The sequence below is a fragment of the Priestia sp. D51 genome (genome assembly GCF_053345675.1).
In genome coordinates this window covers 967,729-988,270 of the sequence record NZ_JBLTIR010000001.1, presented here as the reverse complement: position 1 = coordinate 988,270, position 20,542 = coordinate 967,729, and the positions used below count along the sequence as shown (strand labels likewise).

Genomic DNA, 20,542 nt, shown 5'->3' with positions numbered 1-20,542 from the left:
TTATATATAGTAAGAGATTTTTTTACTATAAAAAAGGAGGGGCTTTAATGCGCCGACATTCCAAATTGCCCATTGTTCTTGTTTTTGCCTTCTTTTTATTCATCGCAACTGTTTTGTGCGTAACCTCTTATATGTCTTGAACGTATAAATAATATAAAAAAATCGCCTCATCGAAGGCGATTTTTCTATCCTAGCATTATATCTTCGTTTGGATAGCGAACGGCTTCACGCTTTTGCTTAGATAATGAAAACGCAAGCGTTAATGGCCCCACTTTTCCTAAAAACATGATAAAGATAATAATCACGCGTCCAAAGTACGAAAGTTCAGGAGTCGCTCCCATCGATAAACCTACTGTTCCAAACGCAGAAACAACTTCAAACATAATTTTTACGAACGGCAGGTTTTCCGAAATATTTAACAGGAAGATGGCCCCAAACACAAACATAATTGAAATCATCGTAATGGCTAGTGCCTTAAACACATGAAGAGGAAGAAGTCGTCTCTTTAGCAGCACAATATCTTCCCTGCTTCGTAAAAATGCCCATACAGAAAAGACAATCACCACAAACGTCGTGAGTTTGATACCCCCTCCTGTTGACGCACTCCCTGCACCAATGAACATCAATAAAACCATTAAAAACACCGTTGCGTCATGCAAATGAGCTAAATCAATTGTATTAAAGCCAGCGGTTCTTGTTGTTACCGCTTGAAAATAAGAAGCCCATACTTTGTCTCCTAATGATAAATTTCCGAGCGTATGCGAATTGCCGTACTCTAAGAAAAAAATAAAAAGCATGGCAATCACGTTAATGGCGAACGTGCTGATAATCATAATTTTTGAATGCAGCGTTAGTTTTTTATACGATTTTTTCACCCACATATCAGCAAGGACGGTAAACCCTAACCCACCAATAATAAAGAGAAAAGAAATCGTGATGTTAATAATAGGATCTCCTACATACTGAACTAAGTTATCAGACAGTAGTCCGAACCCTGCGTTATTAAAAGCCGAAATCGAATGAAACAAGCTAAAGAACAGCCCCTTAGACCATCCGAATTCCGGAATCCAGCGTATCGCTAAAAAGATCAGTGCAACAAACTCAATTAAAAATGAAAAGATGAACAACCTTTTAACTAGCAGCACAACTCCACCGACGCTCGTCTGATTTAATGCCTGCTGAACGAGCATACGCTCTTTAAATCCAATTTTTTTACCTAGCATCATAAAAATCAGCACGGCAAATGACATAATGCCAAGACCGCCTATTTGAATTAACAGCATAATAATCGTTTGACCGATGACGGTAAAACGCGTACCTGTATCTACGACGGCTAAGCCGGTCACTGTCATAGCGGAAGTAGATGTAAAAAGGGCGTCTACCCACCGGATTGGCTCAGTAGTAGAAAAAGGCATCATCAATAGAAGAGCACCAATAATAATTCCTCCGCCAAAAATGGAAACAAGAAGCTGCGGAGGAGTTAGTTTAATGATTTGTTTTTTCATGAGTTAAACTCCTTCTTCTTCAAAACGGTTTAAATCGCGATTATGTCCGATAACAATCAGCATATCTCCTTGTTCAATTATTTCATGCGCGGTAGGCGAAATCACCATTTCCCCGTCTTTTCGCTGAAAGCCGATAATATTGCAGCCGTACTTGGCACGGATATTTAAATCAAACAGCGTTTTATTATGAAGCTTTTTAGAAGCGACAATTTCGACAATACTATAATCCTTTGACAGTTCAATGTAATCAATGATTTTTTCTGACACCACGTGATGAGCAATCCGCTTCGCAATATCGCGCTCAGGGTGAATGACTTTGTCCGCTCCTATTTTCTCCAGCACTTTTTGATGATACATATTCACCGCTTTTACCCATACTTGCTTAACGCCCATATCTTTTAAAAGCATCGTTGCAAGCACGCTTGCTTCGATATCGTCTCCAAACGAAATAAGAGCATGATCAACGTTACGAATGCCTAGCCCTTTTAAGCTAGCTTCATCAATTGCGTTCGCTTGCACGACATATGTAGCTGAGTTGCTATATTTCTTTACTACCTCCTGATTGCGGTCGATAGCGAGCACATCCACATCCAAATTAGCAAACTCTTCAACCAAACTGCCTCCAAAACGACCTAATCCCAATACAGCAAACTGTTTTTTCATAATGTATTTATTCCTTTCTTCAACTGCTGTGTGTTCTCTTAGCTTATACTTTTTCTAAAAAATTACATGTTTTTCTTAAAAAAAGCGCAAAAAAACACAGGAAGGCTCCTGTGTTTTTTCACACTCTTCCCCCTCAAAACGCTTGCGAAGTTAGCTGTCGGGTTCGGGTTTTAAGAGTAACCCTACCTTTTTAAGGATTCACCCCGGAGCACAATATGTGCGTAAATAATGGGTCCTCCGCTCCGTAATGGATTAAGCGATTTTTATTCAAATGTCTATGATCTATTTTTTAGAATAATCGATTCGATTCATGATACGTTTCACTTCACGAAAGCTATCTTACTCCTGTGGATTTTGTCTGTCAAGATATTTTTAGGGAAGACATCACTTGCGCTGCAAACTGCAAAAATCATATAAATCTAAACTGACAATCAGTTTGTGAAATTGATCAAACAAATTAATAACAGCCAAAAGCTCTAATAGCTGCGTATCACTGTAAAATTTCTTTAATTGATCCATATCAGCATCCGTCAAATCCCTTGGACGCACTCGGTATACATCTATAAATCGAAACAGCAGTCGATCTTTTTCTTCCAGCTCTTTTTCTCTTAACACTTTTTGATTAAGCGTCTTATCGCCTACATATGACATGCTCATACACGTCTCACAGCCGTTAACACCTGCTAGATAAAGCCTGATTTTTTCCTTAGTCTCTCTTTTTACTATATCACTGTTCCAAAGCTTGTCGTATAGCTCATCATACAACCTTTTTACATCTGGAATTAAATTCAGTGCTTTTTCAAAATTTGTTCCCTCTTCGTTTGTTAACAAAACTCTTGCCATTTTTCACTCACTCCTTTTTAATTATTATAGTAAGAAAAATGGAGATTTCAGATAACAAATAAAACATATTATCTGCTGTTACTAATCAAATGAAACATTAATATGAAAGAAGGTTTTCAATTGAAAATTGATGAAATTGATTTATCGATTTTGCAGGCACTGCAGCAAAACAGCCGTCTTTCCTTAAGAGAGCTAGGAAAACAAATTAACCTGTCTCCTCCTTCAGTGGCAGAGCGAGTAAGACAGCTAGAGAGCTTTGGTATTATAAAAGGATATACAATCGATATTGATTATGAAAAGCTGCAGTTGCCCGTCTCGTGTTTTATTGAAGTAACCATGAAAAACGGAGAGCACGAGCGTTTTAAAAGATTTATTTCTCAGTATCCCTATGCTTTATTCTGTGAACGCATCGCCGGACAGGCTTGCTTCATTACAAAGCTTCAGCTTCCTCACCTGCACGTACTCGAGCAATTTATTAACGAAATTACACCTTATGCCAAAACGATTTCACACATCGCCCTTTCTCACGTGGAGATGTCTTCTGCATTATTGAGTCATTTAAAAGATGAAAAGTGATTGAAACATACGTTCACCGTACTAACGAAAAGATCCGAACGATTCATCGTTCGGATCTTCTTTCCACTAAACTACTTCTGTCCTAGCCTCTTTTATTCGTCCAAAAGCATAAAAAATAACCCTCCAAAGCTGGAGGGTATAAATTTTCCGAATAATGAAAGTTTTACAACTTCATTCTATCAGGTACCGACATTTCTGTCTACTTAAAAATGTAAAAGAGCTCTCTATTAACAGAAAGCTCTTTTACCTGCTTGTTTTTTGAAAACAATCAATCTATATAAAAGGGAACTACCTAAGGTTGAAAGTCACGTGAAACCTTGGCAGTTGATCCTGGATATACCGGTTGATATGATTCAAAACAAGTTCTTTCATCATTTCTTCTTTGACTTCTGATTCCGTTTTTTTATCTTTTTGTTTTAAAATAAGAATATAATAGACTTTACCCATTTTAATGGGCTTACTACACTCTCCGATGTGCTGTTTTTTTAAAACATCTATAAAAGAGGGAGATAGACTTGAAAGCTTTAGATTATCATCATTCTCTATTTTGCTGATGGTCTGGACATCAGCATATTTTTTTTGAACGTCTTGAAGCGATGTTCCTTTTTGCAGCTCAGCCGCAACGGTCTCGGCATCATGTAAAGTTGTAAAAGTTAGCTGCGAAAAAGATACGCGCGTTACATCATTCTCAATACGTGTATAGTAAGCGTCTAGTTCATCAGACGTAATTTGTTTACGGAAATATTCTTCTAATTTAAACTGATTTATTAACTGTTTAGTTACATCGCTAGAACGAATGTGCAAGACTTCATAGCCTTGTTTTCTTGTATCTTCGTCATATGAACGTTTGATTTGTTTCCACATATCCTCGACTTTTTTCTGTACCCTGTCACTTGTCTTTAGATGCGAAATTAAGATTTTTTGCATGACAAGCTGCCGCAACAACTCTTTGCGGTAGCTTGTATCATTTAGCGGAGCATCGGGATTTAAGAACCCTTCAACTGCTAAAAAACGATTGAATTCAGCTCCTGTCACCTTTCCTCCTTCATACGCTGCCACTTCTTTAGCAGAAGATAGCTGACTAATTTCTACAGAAGGAAACATCGTGTTTGAATGCTTCCCTCCGCAGCCTGTTAAAAATCCGAACGCTGTTAATACTGCTAGCAGCAGCTTTAACGGTGCTGAACTCATCCATTGTTATCCTGCTGCTCTGAAAGCTTCAGAGAAATAGTTTGTTTTTTTCCATTTCGGTACACGTCTAATTTTACCGTGTCTCCTACTTTGCGTTTTGTGTATAGATATTGACGTAAATCACTGGATGTTTTGACTTCATTTCCATCGATGGCAACAATCACGTCTTTTGATTGTAAACCAGCATCAGAAGCAGAAGAGAATGGTTCAACCGTCGTTACGACAACTCCTTCAGACGTATCGCTTGTTAGGCCTAGCTGATCTTGTTTTGTTGCAGCTGAAAGCTGACCTACATCTTGAAGACCTACCCCCATATATGGACGCGTTATTTTTCCGTTTTTCATCAGCTGTTCAATTGTTGGCTGCACTTCATCACTTGGAAGAGCAAAGCCGATTCCTTCTACATTGTCTTCTGAAATTTTCATACTGTTGATACCAACTACTTCACCAGAAGAATTGATCAAGGCACCGCCGCTGTTTCCTGGATTAATCGCCGCATCCGTTTGAATTGCATCTACGTTCCAATTCTCTGAAATAGGGACAGAGCGTTTTGCTGCGCTCACGATACCTTGTGTGACCGTGCGAGAAAATTGTTCACCAAGAGGGTTTCCGATTGCAAGAACCGTTTCACCCGCCACTAAATCTGATGATTTTCCGAACTTCGCCACTTGTTCAACATTTTTGTCGGACATTTCAAGCACCGCTAAATCCGTTAGCGCGTCAGCTCCGACAATTTTAGCTTTTTCTTTTTGTCCGTTTGAAAGTGACACTTCTACTTCGCTTGCGCCGTCAATAACGTGGTTATTAGTCACAACGTAGGCTTTTCCATTTTCTTTTTTGAAAATAACACCGGAACCCGTTCCCGCTTCTTGCGTTTGGGTATCTCCAGAAAATGGATTTGTTTGCTGCTGGATGTTGTTCACGCCTACAACAGCAGCTGATACTTTATTTACAACTGAAACAAGATCTGACTGATTCACGGTTGTGCTTACTGTTCGAGGCGTTGTGCTCGTTGTTGTTGCCGTTTGAGTCTGCGTTGTTTGATTCGCTGTTTGCGTATCCGCTGAATCCATTAACCCTAGCTGCGGAGCGCCGTATAGCACAATTCCTCCCCCTAGCACTGCTCCCGCGATGGAAGATGCGATCACTGGAAATAAGCGTCTTCTTGGAGGCTGTGATGATGACGCAGGCTGATACTGATCGTAGCGCTGCTGGCGGTTTTCATATTCTTCTTTTCGTTCTTGCTCTCTTTCATAATCACGTGGATCCATGAAAAACACTCCTTTTAACGTAGCAAATTTTATGTTATCTATACTATAAAATAAAAGTTTGGGATAAGTATCAAAACAATATGTGAAATTGTGAAAAATTTCTTTATAACAGCAAACACGTAGTATAATAGCGGGTACATAAACCTTTAAAAAAACGCGCATAGATGGCGCAATATGCTTTATTTACCTTAATTTTCATATATTCAGAGGAAGGTGTCAAATTTGAGCTTTACACTATATTTAGTAGAGGATGAACAAAATTTAAACGAAGTTTTAACCCTTTACCTTCAAAAAGAAGGCTGGGACGTTCGCTCATTTTTTAACGGCACGGACGCAAAAGAAATGATTGCAACTCCTCCGCACCTGTGGATTTTAGATATTATGCTGCCTGATATTGACGGGTATCAGCTCATTCGCGAAATCAAGCAGCAAACGCCACATGTGCCTGTTATTTTCATTTCAGCACGCGATGCCGATATTGACCGGGTTCTTGGACTTGAAATGGGCAGCGACGACTATTTATCAAAGCCTTTTTTACCTCGTGAACTAGTTATTCGAGCAAACAAACTGCTAAACCTCGTATATGGTTCCAATCAAAAGAAAACCGATACCATTACGCTGACTCCTTATGAAATCGATTTACATACGCGTACAGTCAGTGAAAATGGAAAGCCGATTGATTTGACGTCTAAAGAATTTGATTTTCTTGTCACTATCTCAAAAGACCTTGGACAGGCTTTTTCAAGGGAGCAGCTGTTGAATCTCATTTGGGGAGAAGATTATTTCGGCACAGACCGAGTGGTGGATGATTTAGTGAGGCGCGTGCGTAAAAAAATGCCGCAAGCACGAATTGAAACGATTTACGGATACGGATACCGGATGATGAAAGCATGAAAAACAAGTCGCTTGCATTTCAAATTTGGCTCGTCATCTCGGGTATTTTACTGCTCATTTCAATTTTGCTCGCTATTTTATTCCCAACGACGCTTAGGCAGTTCTTCACGAATGAAATTTATACCACTATTGAAAATGAACAGCATATTTTAAAAGAATACGGCCTGCCAAGCCGCTCAGGTGAATACTACTTTAGCAATGAAGACAGTGAACCAACGCTTGGCAATCGAACCGTGGATCATATTTTATTGCCTGAACATGCGGATATCTCTTATTTTTCATCACGGGTGTTGCCTCAAGACTTTTTGAGAAAAGCACAGGAAGATGCAATCAGTCAGCGGAAAATCGTCGCTCGCTATGAAAAAGATCTCGGCAACCGGACGCTTTTTTATGTGATTCGAAAAGTAAGCGTAAACGGACAGCCTGCTTTTTTACTTTCATTTTCGTGGGATACGTATCGCAACGCGCTCACTTCTACTCTTTTTAAACAGCTGCTTCTTGTCATTTCAATTGTATTTCTATTCAGCTGGCTTCCATCTATTTGGCTATCAAGATACTTAAGCAAGCCGCTTGTATCGCTTGAAAAAGATGTAAAAAAAATCGCCGAACAAAATTGGCATGAACCTGTTACAGTCAACCGTTCCGATGAAATCGGCAAGCTAGGCGCGTCCATCGAGCAAATGCGCAAAAGGCTCGTATCTAAAGATGAAGCACAGCAAACGCTCCTTCAAAATATTTCACATGATTTAAAAACACCGGTAATGGTTATTCAAAGCTACGCTCAGTCGATTCAAGACGGCATTTATCCAAAAGGTGATTTATCCCAAACGGTAAAAGTCATTGAAGATGAATCCAAAAATCTTGAGAAAAAAATCCGCGATTTGCTTTACTTAACCAAGCTTGACTATATGTCCACTCACCAGCTTGCACAAGACGACTTTGATTTTACTGCACTTCTTCATGAAGTAGTGGATCGCTTGCGGTGGAGGCGCCCTGAAATACAGTGGGAATTTGACGACGTAAATGCAACGATTAAGGGAGACAAAGAGCTGTGGACAAAAGTCCTTGAAAATGTACTCGACAATCAGCTGCGCTATGCTGATACGAAGGTTTCACTTTCACTTGCTAAACACCAAACGAACGTTCAATGTACCATCAGCAACGATGGTCCGCCGATTGATCAAAGCGTGCTTCAACACTTGTTTGAACCGTTTAAAAAAGGAGCAAACGGTGAATTCGGTATTGGCCTAAGTATCGTAAAGCGTATTGTTACGATGCACGATGCAGCCATTACGGCTGAAAACACAGACGCCGGAGTGACGTTTTCACTTACTATTCCTATATAAACTAAAAAAGCAAGGGAGTCGACTCCCTTGCTTTTTTATGAAAAAACCGATGTATATGCATAAAGAGCTGGTGAACCCCCGGAGTGAATGAACACCACATTCTCATCTTTTTTAAAATAACCTTTTCGAATTAAATCAATCAGGCCGGCCATCGCTTTTCCCGTATACACAGGATCCAATAAAATTCCTTCCGTACCGGCCACAAGTTTGACTGCTTCCACCATCTCTTCTGTTGGAACAGCATAGCCTGGACCGACATATTCATCCATACAAACAATATCTTCTTTTTTAAAAGGCGTTTTGCTATGTAAATGATCATAAAGTTCACTCGTCAGCTTGGCAACTTTCATTTCTTGCTCTTCTTTAGCACGACTCACATTCATTCCAATAACAGACACCCCGCTTTGAAGGCCTTGAAAGCCTGCCACTAGCCCTGCATGCATGCCTCCGCTTCCGCTTGTGCAAACTACGTGGCTAAGCTTTATTTGTTGCTCATAGCTTTGCATAAGCAGCTCCTGTGCGCAGGCAGCGTAGCCTGTTGCACCGATAACATTTGAACCTCCTACGGGGATTAGGTACGGCTTATGACCTTTTTCACTTAGCTCGCGCGCTACTTTTTCCATTTCCGCTGTCAAATCCGAACCTTCAGCGACAAACCGCATGTCATGAGCGCCTAATAAATGATAAAGAAAATAGTTTCCCGTCGGCTGATCACTTGCTTTATTTTCCCCTTCTTCTAATACGAGCACGCATTTCATTTGCTCTTTTACGGCAGCAGCAAGCGTCAAACGACAGTGATTGGATTGTATCGCACCGCACGTTACAAGCACGTCTGCCCCTTTTGCTTTTGCATCAGCTACTAGATATTCAAGCTTACGCGTCTTATTTCCGCCCCCTGTCAGTCCAAGCATATCATCGCGCTTCATATAAATTGAAGGTCCGTTTAACTGCTGAGATAAAACCGATAGCTTTTCTAAAGGTGTAGGGGAATCCGTATATTTTCTTCTAGAAAATTGCGTTAAGTTCATGCTCTCATCCTCTCTTTCATATTTGTTCTATTTTACCATATAGAAGCTTTTGAAGAGCTTTTTACGAAAGGGCTTTCTATAACTTGTATACATAAGAACAAGTAGTCAACATACATTAAACCATATAAACAGTTTGAAGGAGTGTTTTCAATGAGTGAAAAAGCAGTACTTTGCAGCGTCTCACGAGTAGTCAAATCACAGCACATTTTTCCAAATGACCTGAACAATCACCACACCCTTTTTGGCGGCAAAATTGTCGCTGACATGGACATGACGGCTTCTCTTTCAGCAGCTAAACATTCCAGAAAGTCGTGTGTTACAGCTTCCATTGATCATGTTGACTTTATCGAGCCCGTCACAGAAGAAGATTTTATTTCATATGAGGCATTCGTTGTTGTCACAGGAAAAAGTTCCATGATTATTTTTGTTAAAGTCATTGCCGAAAATTTGTTAACGGGCATTAAACGTATTGCTGCTACTTCTTTTCTTACCTTCGTCGCATTAGAAAATGGGAAGCCTGCTCCCGTTCCTCAAGTTATTGCTCAAACTGAAGAAGAAAAAAGCCTTCAAAAAGTAGCTCTTGAACGAAAAGAGTCCAAAAAAACGCAGGTTGAGCACAGCAAAGCAATTGCGCGCATCTTATCTAAATCTTTGCGCAGCAGTAATTAAGCTCTTCATCTAAAAAGCAGCTGTCTGCTTTTTAGACGAAGTTTTTTAGATTTCACATTGTTATTTAATATGATATGCGATATATTGGTTTTATGAAAAATAACATTCAACCTCTCAAACGACTTTCCCTACGGGAGGAAGTCTATCAAACACTTAAACACAATATCGTTATGCTTGAATTTCAGCCGGAACAAAAGCTTCAGGATAAAGAACTGGCTGAGCAATTTGGAGTTAGCCGCACTCCTGTTCGAGAAGCATTAAAAAGGCTCGAAGATGAAGGCCTTGTACAAACGACACCTGGTTCTTCTACAAAAGTGGCTCCATTAAACCTTGAGGAGGCAAAACAATCCTTTATTGTCGTCGCAGCTCTTCATGCACTTGCTGCTAAGCTGGCTTGTACTTCATTGCAAGAAGAAGATATGGGCGAACTAATCAAACATAATCAATCTCTAGAACATGCAATCAAAACAAGAAATGTACTGAAAGCGATCGAAGCGGATGAAGCATTTCATTCCGTTTTTTTAAACCGGGCAAATAATTTAGAGCTAGAACGTGTTGTAAAACAAACAAGCGCCAAAATTCAACGTCTGGAAATCGCTCGCTTTTCTTCTCTTGCTAGCCTTTCTTCCGTTGATCAGCACAAAGAAATCATAAATGCTTGCCGTCAAAAAGATTCCGCACTGACATCACAGCTTGTCGAAACAAACTGGCTGACACTAGGTGAAGCGCTGACAAGTGAGGAGGAAGCAAAGTGAAGCCTCTTTTATTAGGCGTTGCTGCATCATTCTTTTTTGCTTTTACATTCGTTTTAAATCGAGCGATGGATTTATCTGGAGGCAGCTGGGCGTGGAGCGCATCTCTGCGCTATTTTTTTATGGTACCTCTTTTGCTTATGCTTGTTTATTTTTGGGGTGGCATCAAACCTGTGGTGGCAGAAATAAAAGCCCAGCCGCAAAAATGGCTGCTATGGAGCACGGTCGGATTTGGCTTATTTTACGCTCCTCTTTGTTTTGCTTCCGCCTACGGTCCCGGCTGGCTTATTGCAGGAACTTGGCAAATCACGATTTTATCGGGGTCTCTCCTAGCTCCTTTGTTTTACAAGGAAGGAAAAAAGCGAGGAGCCATTCCTTTCAAGCAGCTAGGTTTTTCGTTTATTATTTTAATAGGAGTTGTGCTCATGCAGCTTGAGCATGCGACTGAACTGTCGGCGGCTACTGCCTTGCTTTGTACGATTCCCATTTTAATTGCGTCTTTTGCGTATCCGCTTGGCAACCGTAAGATGATGGAGCTGTCGTCGCTTAATACGTTTCAGCGCGTGCTTGGAATGACGCTTTCAAGCCTGCCGTTTTGGATTATTCTTTCTGTCTATGCCTACTTGACCGATGGACTACCAAAACCAACTCAGATGTATCAAAGCAGTTTAGTTGCTTTACTTTCAGGAGTGTGTGCAACGATTTTATTTTTTGCGGCAACTGACCTTGTGAAAAAAGATTCTCACAAGTTAGGTGCAGTTGAAGCTACACAATCGATGGAAGTTTTATTTGCCCTGCTAGGAGAGGTCTTCCTTCTATCAAGTCCTTTGCCATCGATTCTTTCTTGGGTTGGAATGGGAGTTATCGTAGCAGGCATGGTGCTTCACAGCTACCAAACGAGTCATAAAAAAGCTATACCTCAAAAAGAATTGACCTACTAATCAATAACAAAAAAGAGCGTCTCAGTCGGCGCTCTTTTTGTTTATACAACAGATCTTCTTTCTAAATTGAAGACATTAACCTGCTCAGCATCAAAGCGGCTTAGCAACGAATCTACTCCGTACTCAAGTGCAAAAGCACGTTCATTTTCTGAAATCGGAACGGCCTGCAGGAACGTTACTTTTTTATCAGATAGTTCAATCGTTGAAAAATTATCCCATAAAAACGGCGGAATCAGCAAAATGTGCTGCATATGAAAGCTGTCATCAAGGACTGCAATAACGTCTTTATAAATAGCTCCTGGGAAAATGGAGACATGAGATTTCATCATATGGAAAATACAGTTTGCTAAAATAGCAGAATAAATACCGAACTCCTCATGACATGCCCCAACAATTTCAATTCGAAGCGGGATCCCTCCAACTGTATAACCTGTCGGACATTGATGTCCACCGAGCGTTGCATACGCGGTTACGTCTTGACGCGGATGATTTTCACATGCCACAACGTGAATACCATGCTTTTTTCGTTCATCTGAATAATCTTCAATTCGGTCCTTTTGACCAAATACATCTATTGCTTTATGTATAATTAATTCTTCATCTTTTGTAAAATTACTCATAAAAAACCTCCTTGCTTGCGACCTTAAAAAGTCCCCTACTGTACAGCATATACTACCGCACTCGCTTACGATATAGTTTTTAGAAAATGTGATAGAAATGTTATCGTTTCGTAACATACTATGAAATTGTCTCAAGAAGCAAACAAGAAACCTTAACCAATTTTTTCTTTTCCCATAAAAAAATAGAGCCTGCACCATGGCAGCCTCTATTTTTTATGACATTATTATGAAATAATTTGTAATTCTTTTGGGTACTTCGTTAACGTTTCGTATCCATCTTTTGTGATGATTACATCATCTTCAATACGCACGCCTCCGAGTCCTGGAATATAGATACCCGGTTCAATCGTATACACCATGCCTTCTTGAAGCACATCATCATTGTTGCGGCTCATTGAAGGAAACTCATGCACGCTGATACCAAGGCCATGACCAAGACGATGCAAGAAATACTCTCCATACCCTGCTTCTGTAATAATATTGCGTGCTACCATATCCAAGTCGCCAATGCGAGTGCCAGGCTTGGAAGCTTCAAGAGCTGCCTGCTCGGCGCGCTGTACCGTTTCATAGATTTCTTTTTGCTTATCATTAATCGACTTGTACGCGACTGTACGCGTAATATCTGAACAGTATCCATCTAGCACTACACCTAAATCGAAGAGAACCATATCTCCTGGCTTTAACGTGCGAAGACCTGGGTTCCCGTGCGCTTCTCCCGTTTTTTCACCAAATAACACCATCGTTGAAAACGACATCTCACGAATTCCTTTTCGCTTTAGCTCGTATTCAATTTTAGCCAGAACATCCATTTCCGTAACGCCTTCTTTTAAGGCAGCTACGCCTACTTCCACGCCAAAATCAGCTAATGCAGCTGCCTTTTGCAGAATCTCAACTTCACGCTCATCTTTAATTAAACGCAGCTGATTTAATTTCTCTTCTGCTCCGACTAGCTCAGCATTTGGATATAAATTAAGCAGTTCTTCAGCTCTCGCATACAGCAGCTGCTCTTTCTCTACAGCAACTTTTTTCACATCCATTACGTTTCGTTTATGTAAAGCTTCTTTAATAAGTTCCCAAGGATTTTGATGGTCTTCATATCCGATCACATCAAATTTCCAGCCGGCTTCTTTTGCTTGACCCACTTCCATTGATGGACAAACAAGCATCGGCTCCGCTTCATTAAATAAAAATAAACCAAGCAGACGCTCATGCGGATCCGTGTGAAATCCAGTTAAATAAAATACGTTTTCAGTTGACGAAATAAAGGCCGTTTCTACATTCTTTTCCTTCAGCCATGATACGACTTTTTGCAAACGTGCTTCCATTAAAAAAACCCCTTTCATTGTGCAATATTACTATTATAACATAGTTATTTAGCAATATTGTACAATGAATAGAGGTTAAGACAAAGCCGCGTGAAGAGTAGTAAGCTGCTCTTTAATCGCTTTTCGCTGAATACTTACTTTCATCAGCCAGCCATTTTCTCCGTATCTATAAATAAATTCGTACGTACCTTTAGGAAAATATTCTTTTACCAGCATGTCTCGGTTTTCAACAAATCCCGGATCGCCAATAAAATAGCTACCTTCTTCAAGCGGGAGCTCATGAACTTTTTTTTCTAGCTGCTTCTCTTCGTCTTCGTCATCATCTATCACAATGTGAAGACCACCTTCATCACGCACAACGTCAAATTCACCGTTTTGTTCAAGCTCAAGCACCGGTACCACTTGTCCATTTACCGTTAGCAGCTGCTTGGTTCCTTCAAGGACCTGGGACCAATGATCATCGTATAAAGTAGAAGAATAAAAAATATAGCCCTGAGATTTATATAATAAAAGCAGCTGTTCAAAATGATTTTTCACTTGTTCTTTATCAAATAGAATAACAAAATGCTTTCGATAGAAAAAACTTGTAAAAGGCAGAATAGACGATTGATTAAGCTCTCTAATTATTTCAGCACTATCCTTACCTGAAATAATAGCTCCGGTCAATTCCCCCGCGCCATAAGGTTTCCAATGACTTAACGCCGCTTCTGGAATCAGCACAAGGTTCGAAGATGACACATATATACTCATTCGCTTCACTCCTTTTTTCTACACTTAGACCTATATTTAATTCTCAACAAACAGAGACTTTTCTCTTATACCCTTCTTAAAAGACAGAACTTTTTCCCTAACTATGATAGATTATAACAAATATCCTCGAAAAAAATAACCTTTATTTCCTCTTTCTTCTATTTGTACACTTCTCTTATTTTAGCTGTCTTCGCAGATTTACTAGTGAACGTACTTGCTAATCTAATTCCTTAGTGTTAATTTTATTATGTCGTTTTATAATTTTTTGCATAATTGGTTTTAGACAAAAAAGTATTAATATTTTTGAATGCGATGGTGAGACATTTGGAAGAACGTACAGAACGTAAACAACATAAAAGAAAAAAGCAAAGAAAAAAGAAACGCTTTAGAAAGCTACTTCTTTTCTTTCTCATTCTTGTAATCGCCGCTGGTGCATATGTGTATTATCAATACCAACAAGGATTAGCAGAAGCAGACGGAGCTTTTGGGAAAGATGGACAGTTTGATTTTAATGGTGCAAGTGCCAATTTAGATAGCATGAATGTGCTGCTTCTCGGAATTGACTCTCGCGGTGAAGAACATTCGCGTGCCGATACAATCATGATTGCTCATTATGACAAAGACAGCAATCAGCCTAAAATTGTTTCTTTGATGCGTGATTCATATGTGGATATTCCTGGACATGGCAAAAACAAATTAAATTCAGCCTATGCATTTGGCGGGCCCGAATTAATGCGTAAGACAATTAAAGAAAATTTCGGCGTAGATGTAAACTATTATGCCGTTGTTGATTTTAAAGGTTTTTCTAAAGTTGCCGATACGATTGCCCCTGAGGGAATTACGGTTACCGTGCCACACGAAATGTCGTCAGGAATTGGCATGACGCTAAAACCTGGAAAACAAACTCTTCACGGAGATAAATTACTAGGATACGTGCGATTCCGCCATGATAGCCAAAGTGATTTCGGGCGTGTGAAGCGTCAACAAGAAGTGATTGGTAAATTAATGGATGAAGCTCTTCAAGTAAAGACACTGGCGAAAGCTCCTAAGCTATGGGGTGTCATTGATCCATATGTGGATACAAATATTCCGCCAAAAACATTTATTGTGATAGGAAAAGATTTTTTAGTTGGAAATCAGCCAGATTTAAAATCTCTTCGTTTACCGGTTGAAGGTTCCTATTCAAATGAACGAATATCCGGTATTGGTGCTGTTTTAAGCATCGACCTTGAAGAAAACAAACAAGCGTTACAGTCATTTTTAAATTAGGAAAAGGTGTCCATTAGAGGACACCTTTTTTTATACTATTCAAAAAAACTTCTGTTTTTCCTCCCTATCCTTCAAAAAATTTTCAGCTTCGACAAAAAATGGAGATAAAATGGAGTTGTTTTCTAGAAAACAGCTGTTTCTTTGGAGTTCTATTTTTTCTCCTGTATGCGTATATGAAAAGAGAAGGACTTCTTTTTTATATTTTTTAGTCAAGGAGATGAAATGATGAAATTATATGGTTTTCAATCTGAAGAAGAGCGTTCCTTTCTTCATTCTACCTATAAAGTAAACCCATTGCTTTCTCATACTGGAGATGTCAAAATCAGCTTTTTATCTTTTCAAGAAAATGATTATACCCCCCGTCAAGAAGCTACGATTCCACAGCTTCTTTTAGTCGTTCACGGGGAAGGCTGGGTAGCTGGCGATAACGGACTGAAAATTTATATCAAACAAGGTGAATCAGCATTTTGGAGAGCTGGGGAATCTTTTGAAGTCGGGAGTCTAACGGCTATGACAGGACTACTGATTGAAGGATTAGATATTGCTCCTCAAAAGCTGCTTACTTCTTTCTCACGAACAAACGCAAATTAAAAAGCCGCTTTGACGCGGCTTTTTTTATTATCTTAGTAATTGAGCGTAGCTTTCTGCGCTATCTTGAATAACTTTGTCACTCAGGTCACCGCCTGCTCCTTGAAATAAAAATGGAGTTTGGAACTTCATACCTGTTAAATTTGCCATAGCTTGGAAAGGAAGAAGCAGATGATTCATTGGGTAACGGTTGTATCCCCCTTCTTGATAAGCTTCTGCAGGGCCTCCTGTCGAAGTAGCTACGACAAACTCTTTTCCCTGAAGTTTAGTACCTTTGCTTCCATAAGCCCATCCGTATGTTAAAACAACATCTTGCCACTCTTTTAAGAGTGCTGGTGAGCTGTACCAGTAAAATGGAAATTGAAAAACAATACGATCGAATTGAACAGCTAACTCCTGCTCTTTTTCTACATCAATTTTGAAATCGGGATAGTTTGCGTATAAATCATGAACGTACACATCCTCCTCTTTTTTTACTCGCTCTGCCCACGCTTTATTAATACGAGAAGATGCTAGATTTGGATGCGCTAAAATAACCAGTGTTTTCATTTGGATACTCTCCTTCTGATGTCTGTGCTTGCTTTTTTCTTTTCTATTTTTTACGCTTGCCTCTCACGTCTTGTTCACTCATTCTTTCCTTTTCCTTCAGGAAATCCGAGTTCGTTTACACTTATAAATTACCAGTATTATCATTCTGCTTCAATAAAATTGACTTTGCTTTTATCACCTTTAATTTTTTTATGTACCCAAAACGGAAGATAAAGGACAAGAAAGCTAAGAATCATGATTCCTTCAATCCATACTAAATACCAAGGATGAGGTCCAAGAACATCTAGCAAGGAAGCGTGCTCTGGCTTTTTCATCATGTATAAATAATTCGCACCGAGTAAACGATTCATGACATAGATAAAACCTCCGTACAGATTAACAAATACTACGCTTACCCATAAAGAACGAAGCGTCGGCTCATATCTGCAGGCAGCAATTAGCATACAGCAAGCAAGTACCACACCACCATGCGATACATAGAACTGCACATAGCGAAACTGGGCATACGCATAGCCGCCAAGGTCTGGGGTAATCATCGCTTGAACAGAGCTGCTGATTCCTGCGAAGTACACAAAATAAAAAAGAAATCTGCTTTTGGTTATCAGCATAACAGCAGCCAGCAGCACGACTATATCACTCAGCTGAAGAGGCAAAGAAGTTTCAACGGACCACTGATGACATCCGATTTCCCAAGCCTGGTAGGCCGTTTCTGAAGCAATTAGAACGAGTGAAAGCAAAACGAACACAAACCTCTTTTTTCGCAGCTGCTTTCGACACAAAAAAATAACTGTTCCTATGATCACGATAATGGCTAAAGTTACAAGGTGTTCAACTGAAAAAAGCTGAAAAGAATGTTGTACAGGATGACACGCAAAAAATGAATTCATAACGGCGCCTCCTCTCCATCAGAAAACAAATTTGGTACCTTTAGCTTGTTCATAAGACCTCATTTTCATTAACGCTTCTCTCACATTAAAAAGAGATTGAAACATAACGAAATCACGCCTAAAAAAAGATCCGAACGATAAATCGTTCGGATCTTTTTGTCTTCATTTTTATTTTTTAATTAATCCTTTTTTCACTAAGAATTGATGAGCGACTTCTTCAGCCGTTTTTCCTTTTGCGTTTACTTGATAGTTCATTTCACGCATTTCGTCGTCACTGATTTTACCACCCAGTTGATTTAAGATTTTTTTCAGTTCAGGGTGCTCTTTTAGCGTATCTTCACGAAGCACAGGCGCTCCTTGATACGGTGGGAAGAACTGCTGGTCGTCTTTTAAGACTTTTAAACCAAACTGTTTGATTTCAGGATCCGTTGCATAAGCATCAAGCATGTTAATATCGCCTTTTTCTACAGCGCGATAGCGAAGCTTCGGCTCCATCGTCTTAATATTCGGGAAGGTAAGGCCATATTCTTTTTGAAGGCCTACGTAGCCGTCTTCACGATCTTTAAACTCAAGCGTAAATCCTGCTTTTACTTTATCTGTTGCATTTGCCAAATCTGAAATGGTCGTTAGATTATTTTCTTTAGCAAATTCTTTTGTAACGGTCAATGTGTACGTATTATTAAACTTCATTGGATCTAAATAGACAAGGCCGAATTTCTTTTGAAATCCTTCTTTTGCCTGCTTGTACACCTGTGTTTCATCTTTGCTGTCCGGCTGTTCCTTTAGATGCGTCACAATGGCTGTCCCCGTATATTCAGGGTACAAATCAATTTCCTTGTTACGCAGAGCCTCAAATACAAATACTGTTTTTCCAAGCGACGAACGAAGATTTACTTTCATATCGGTTTGATCTTCAATTAATTCTTTGTACATATTAATTAAAATATCTTGTTCTGCGCCAATTTTCCCTCCGATAACAAGGTCTGGTTTTGTTGCGCTCATTGCTGCAAACGGAGAAACAAGAATAAGTATTAATACGATGATCATGATGAACGAGCGTTTTTTGGACCCTTTTTTAGCAGAGTGTTCAATCGTTCGCAGAATTCCATCAAAAATAAGCGCTAATAATGCTGCTGGAACGGCTCCTAATAAAATCAAACTATTATCGCTTCGGTCAATACCAAGCAAAATTAAGCTTCCGAGTCCGCCTGCTCCGATAAGAGCCACGATTGTCGCTGTACCAATAATGAGTACCATCGCTGTGCGAATTCCGGCCATAATGACAGGAAGCGCTAGAGGAAGTTCTACTTTGATTAATCGTCTCCACGAGTTCATCCCCATGGCTTTGGATGCTTCAATTAAAGATGGGTCCACTTCTTTAATTCCGGTATATGTATTTCGTACAATAGGAAGAAGCGAATATAAAAACAGTGCAATAACCGCGGGAAAGGTTCCAATTCCGACAAGAGGAATCAGTAATCCTAATAAAGCGAGTGAGGGAATGGTTTGCAGTACGGCTGTTACGCCAATGATCGGTTCAGCAATGCGGTCATGCCTCGTTAAGTACAGTCCAAGCGGCACTGAAATTAATACGGCGATCACAAGAGCCAGTACTGAAATTTGAATGTGTTCAAGAAGAGCTTGAAACAGGGCATCTCCTCGTTGATCTAATAATGTGCTTAGTGCATTCATTACAGCGTTCCTCCTTCTTTCGTTTTATCAGAAAGAAACGCTAATAGAGTTTTGCGCGTTACAACGCCAATGCGTTTGCTCCCTTTTTTCACAGCTATTGCTTCATGGTCGTAAAGGGCGTCCATTGCCTGCTGAACAGTGGCGGTTGAAGCTAGCTCTTCAGTAGGTTCTACGTCTGGCTGTTCACTTTCTTTGACAAACATATCCAATGTCTCAAATAAAGTATTTCCTTGATTTCCAATAAATGTTTTTACAAACTCATTTTTAGGCTTTTGAATGAATTCCTCCGGGGTGCCAACTTGAACAATTTCCCCATCTTTCATCAGGCAGATACGATCTCCAAGCGTCATGGCTTCGCTCATATCATGCGTAACAAACACAAATGTTTTTTTGATTTTTTCTTTTAAGCTAATAACATCTTGTTGAAGCTGTTCGCGGCTTAACGGATCGAGGGCGCTAAAGGGTTCGTCCATTAAAATAACGGGGGGATCAGCTGCGAGGGCACGTGCTACACCTACACGTTGCTGCTGGCCACCTGAGAGCTCAGACGGCTTTCGGTTTCGATATTGCTTTGGGTCTAGTCCTACCAAGGTAAGCAGTTCATCAATACGCGTTTTGATTTTGTTTTTCTTCCAATGCTTCATCTCCGGTACAATGGCTATATTCTCAGCAATGGTCATATGAGGAAAAAGAGCAATCTGCTGTAGCACATAACCAATGTTCCAGCGTAGCTCATGTATGTTGTGGTCCGATACGAGCTTATCTTTTATGTATAGTTCTCCTTCGGTAATATCATGAAGACGGTTAATCATTTTTAAGGTGGTTGTTTTCCCACATCCACTCGGACCAATTAAAACGAAAAACTCTCCTTCTTTTATTTCTAGATTAATATTTTTCACGGCGGTCGTACCGTCTGGATATTGCTTTGACACATTCTTAAACGTAATCAAATTATCGTTCACACTCCCTGTTGAAATTTAACCCCTAGTTTCGTGTACCCAATACTTAGAGGCAATAAACATTCTTTTAAGAATATTTCTAAATATGATTCATAAGACATAGTGGAAAAGATACACATGTTTTCTAACAGCCTCCTAATAAGGCTATCAAACTGTTAAAGTTTTCACAAGGCGGGGAAGAATAATTCGGAGAATAAATTTAAAGCCAATTCAAATAAAAAAAC

At 39.7% G+C, this 20,542-nt stretch carries 21 protein-coding genes and 1 riboswitch; of the genes, 8 read left to right on the top strand and 13 right to left on the bottom strand.

Annotated features, from left to right (window positions below; all coding sequences use genetic code 11):
• Positions 1 to 185: 185 nt before the first annotated feature.
• The 3 genes from ACNHOZ_RS05125 to ACNHOZ_RS05115 form a co-directional block, all read right to left on the bottom strand.
• Positions 186 to 1,505 (bottom strand): TrkH family potassium uptake protein, encoded by a 1,320-nt coding sequence (locus tag ACNHOZ_RS05125; RefSeq protein WP_168761202.1) that lies wholly within the window; start codon positions 1,503 to 1,505, stop codon positions 186 to 188.
• Between the two features lie 3 nt (positions 1,506 to 1,508).
• Positions 1,509 to 2,168 carry a potassium channel family protein gene (locus ACNHOZ_RS05120; RefSeq protein WP_028415014.1) on the bottom strand — a complete coding sequence of 220 codons (660 nt, stop codon included), beginning with the start codon at positions 2,166 to 2,168 and terminating at the stop codon, positions 1,509 to 1,511.
• Positions 2,169 to 2,292: 124 nt separating this feature from the next.
• Positions 2,293 to 2,437, bottom strand: a riboswitch (cyclic di-AMP (ydaO/yuaA leader).
• Positions 2,438 to 2,552: 115 nt separating this feature from the next.
• Entirely contained in the window at positions 2,553 to 3,011 is a 459-nt protein-coding gene (locus tag ACNHOZ_RS05115; RefSeq protein WP_028415015.1) for a carboxymuconolactone decarboxylase family protein, read from the bottom strand.
• A 120-nt stretch (positions 3,012 to 3,131) separates the two neighbouring features.
• On the opposite strand from ACNHOZ_RS05115, the gene ACNHOZ_RS05110 reads away from it, so the two are divergent.
• Complete coding sequence (locus ACNHOZ_RS05110) at positions 3,132 to 3,587, top strand: Lrp/AsnC family transcriptional regulator (protein ID WP_028415016.1); 456 nt, start codon at positions 3,132 to 3,134, stop codon at positions 3,585 to 3,587.
• A gap of 288 nt (positions 3,588 to 3,875) precedes the next feature.
• Here the strand turns inward: ACNHOZ_RS05110 and ACNHOZ_RS05105 are convergent, their stop codons facing one another.
• Together ACNHOZ_RS05105 and ACNHOZ_RS05100 are read right to left on the bottom strand one after the other, a co-directional pair.
• Positions 3,876 to 4,778, bottom strand: a complete 903-nt coding sequence (locus ACNHOZ_RS05105) for a peptidyl-prolyl cis-trans isomerase (RefSeq protein ID WP_048019952.1) — start codon at positions 4,776 to 4,778, stop codon at positions 3,876 to 3,878.
• Positions 4,775 to 6,049: a S1C family serine protease gene (locus ACNHOZ_RS05100; protein ID WP_033579915.1), complete on the bottom strand. Its 1,275-nt coding sequence runs from the start codon at positions 6,047 to 6,049 to the stop codon at positions 4,775 to 4,777. Before ACNHOZ_RS05100 ends, ACNHOZ_RS05105 begins: the two co-directional genes overlap by 4 nt.
• A 222-nt stretch (positions 6,050 to 6,271) precedes the next feature.
• On the opposite strand from ACNHOZ_RS05100, the gene ACNHOZ_RS05095 reads away from it, so the two are divergent.
• Together ACNHOZ_RS05095 and ACNHOZ_RS05090 are read left to right on the top strand one after the other, a co-directional pair.
• Positions 6,272 to 6,943 carry a response regulator transcription factor gene (locus ACNHOZ_RS05095; RefSeq protein ID WP_028415019.1) on the top strand — a complete coding sequence of 224 codons (672 nt, stop codon included), beginning with the start codon at positions 6,272 to 6,274 and terminating at the stop codon, positions 6,941 to 6,943.
• On the top strand, positions 6,940 to 8,289 hold the full coding sequence (locus tag ACNHOZ_RS05090; protein ID WP_033579914.1) for a sensor histidine kinase: 1,350 nt from the start codon (positions 6,940 to 6,942) through the stop codon (positions 8,287 to 8,289). The genes ACNHOZ_RS05095 and ACNHOZ_RS05090 overlap by 4 nt, the downstream gene beginning before the upstream one ends.
• A 35-nt stretch (positions 8,290 to 8,324) precedes the next feature.
• Here the strand turns inward: ACNHOZ_RS05090 and ACNHOZ_RS05085 are convergent, their stop codons facing one another.
• Positions 8,325 to 9,317 (bottom strand): D-cysteine desulfhydrase, encoded by a 993-nt coding sequence (locus ACNHOZ_RS05085; RefSeq protein WP_048019951.1) that lies wholly within the window; start codon positions 9,315 to 9,317, stop codon positions 8,325 to 8,327.
• A gap of 150 nt (positions 9,318 to 9,467) precedes the next feature.
• Here ACNHOZ_RS05085 and ACNHOZ_RS05080 point away from each other — a divergent pair, with 150 nt between their 5' ends.
• The 3 genes from ACNHOZ_RS05080 to ACNHOZ_RS05070 all read left to right on the top strand — a co-directional run bounded on the left by ACNHOZ_RS05080 (position 9,468) and on the right by ACNHOZ_RS05070 (position 11,679).
• Entirely contained in the window at positions 9,468 to 9,986 is a 519-nt protein-coding gene (locus tag ACNHOZ_RS05080; RefSeq protein ID WP_028415022.1) for an acyl-CoA thioesterase, read from the top strand.
• Positions 9,987 to 10,060: 74 nt separating this feature from the next.
• Positions 10,061 to 10,741, top strand: a complete 681-nt coding sequence (locus ACNHOZ_RS05075) for a GntR family transcriptional regulator (RefSeq protein ID WP_255902948.1) — start codon at positions 10,061 to 10,063, stop codon at positions 10,739 to 10,741.
• A complete protein-coding gene (locus ACNHOZ_RS05070; RefSeq protein ID WP_028415024.1) occupies positions 10,738 to 11,679 on the top strand; it encodes a DMT family transporter in 942 nt (313 codons plus the stop codon). The genes ACNHOZ_RS05075 and ACNHOZ_RS05070 overlap by 4 nt, the downstream gene beginning before the upstream one ends.
• A gap of 41 nt (positions 11,680 to 11,720) precedes the next feature.
• On the opposite strand, the gene ACNHOZ_RS05065 is transcribed toward ACNHOZ_RS05070, so the two are convergent.
• The 3 genes from ACNHOZ_RS05065 to ACNHOZ_RS05055 form a co-directional block, all read right to left on the bottom strand.
• Positions 11,721 to 12,299 carry a suppressor of fused domain protein gene (locus ACNHOZ_RS05065; protein WP_013084584.1) on the bottom strand — a complete coding sequence of 193 codons (579 nt, stop codon included), beginning with the start codon at positions 12,297 to 12,299 and terminating at the stop codon, positions 11,721 to 11,723.
• A 224-nt stretch (positions 12,300 to 12,523) separates the two neighbouring features.
• Positions 12,524 to 13,624: a M24 family metallopeptidase gene (locus tag ACNHOZ_RS05060; protein WP_033579912.1), complete on the bottom strand. Its 1,101-nt coding sequence runs from the start codon at positions 13,622 to 13,624 to the stop codon at positions 12,524 to 12,526.
• A gap of 75 nt (positions 13,625 to 13,699) precedes the next feature.
• Positions 13,700 to 14,374 carry a hypothetical protein gene (locus ACNHOZ_RS05055; protein ID WP_028415026.1) on the bottom strand — a complete coding sequence of 225 codons (675 nt, stop codon included), beginning with the start codon at positions 14,372 to 14,374 and terminating at the stop codon, positions 13,700 to 13,702.
• Positions 14,375 to 14,686: 312 nt separating this feature from the next.
• Here ACNHOZ_RS05055 and ACNHOZ_RS05050 point away from each other — a divergent pair, with 312 nt between their 5' ends.
• Entirely contained in the window at positions 14,687 to 15,643 is a 957-nt protein-coding gene (locus ACNHOZ_RS05050) for an LCP family protein (protein WP_372454540.1), read from the top strand.
• Between the two features lie 225 nt (positions 15,644 to 15,868).
• Positions 15,869 to 16,234, top strand: coding sequence for a hypothetical protein (locus tag ACNHOZ_RS05045; RefSeq protein WP_028415028.1), 366 nt, complete (start codon positions 15,869 to 15,871; stop codon positions 16,232 to 16,234).
• A 27-nt stretch (positions 16,235 to 16,261) separates the two neighbouring features.
• On the opposite strand, the gene ACNHOZ_RS05040 is transcribed toward ACNHOZ_RS05045, so the two are convergent.
• The 4 genes from ACNHOZ_RS05040 to ACNHOZ_RS05025 form a co-directional block, all read right to left on the bottom strand.
• Positions 16,262 to 16,780, bottom strand: coding sequence for an NAD(P)H-dependent oxidoreductase (locus tag ACNHOZ_RS05040; RefSeq protein WP_033579910.1), 519 nt, complete (start codon positions 16,778 to 16,780; stop codon positions 16,262 to 16,264).
• Positions 16,781 to 16,920: 140 nt separating this feature from the next.
• Entirely contained in the window at positions 16,921 to 17,667 is a 747-nt protein-coding gene (locus tag ACNHOZ_RS05035) for a YwaF family protein (protein WP_048019950.1), read from the bottom strand.
• A 168-nt stretch (positions 17,668 to 17,835) separates the two neighbouring features.
• Entirely contained in the window at positions 17,836 to 19,359 is a 1,524-nt protein-coding gene (locus ACNHOZ_RS05030) for an ABC transporter permease/substrate-binding protein (RefSeq protein WP_048019949.1), read from the bottom strand.
• Complete coding sequence (locus ACNHOZ_RS05025) at positions 19,359 to 20,309, bottom strand: ABC transporter ATP-binding protein (protein ID WP_028410979.1); 951 nt, start codon at positions 20,307 to 20,309, stop codon at positions 19,359 to 19,361. The genes ACNHOZ_RS05030 and ACNHOZ_RS05025 overlap by 1 nt, the downstream gene beginning before the upstream one ends.
• Positions 20,310 to 20,542: the final 233 nt, after the last annotated feature.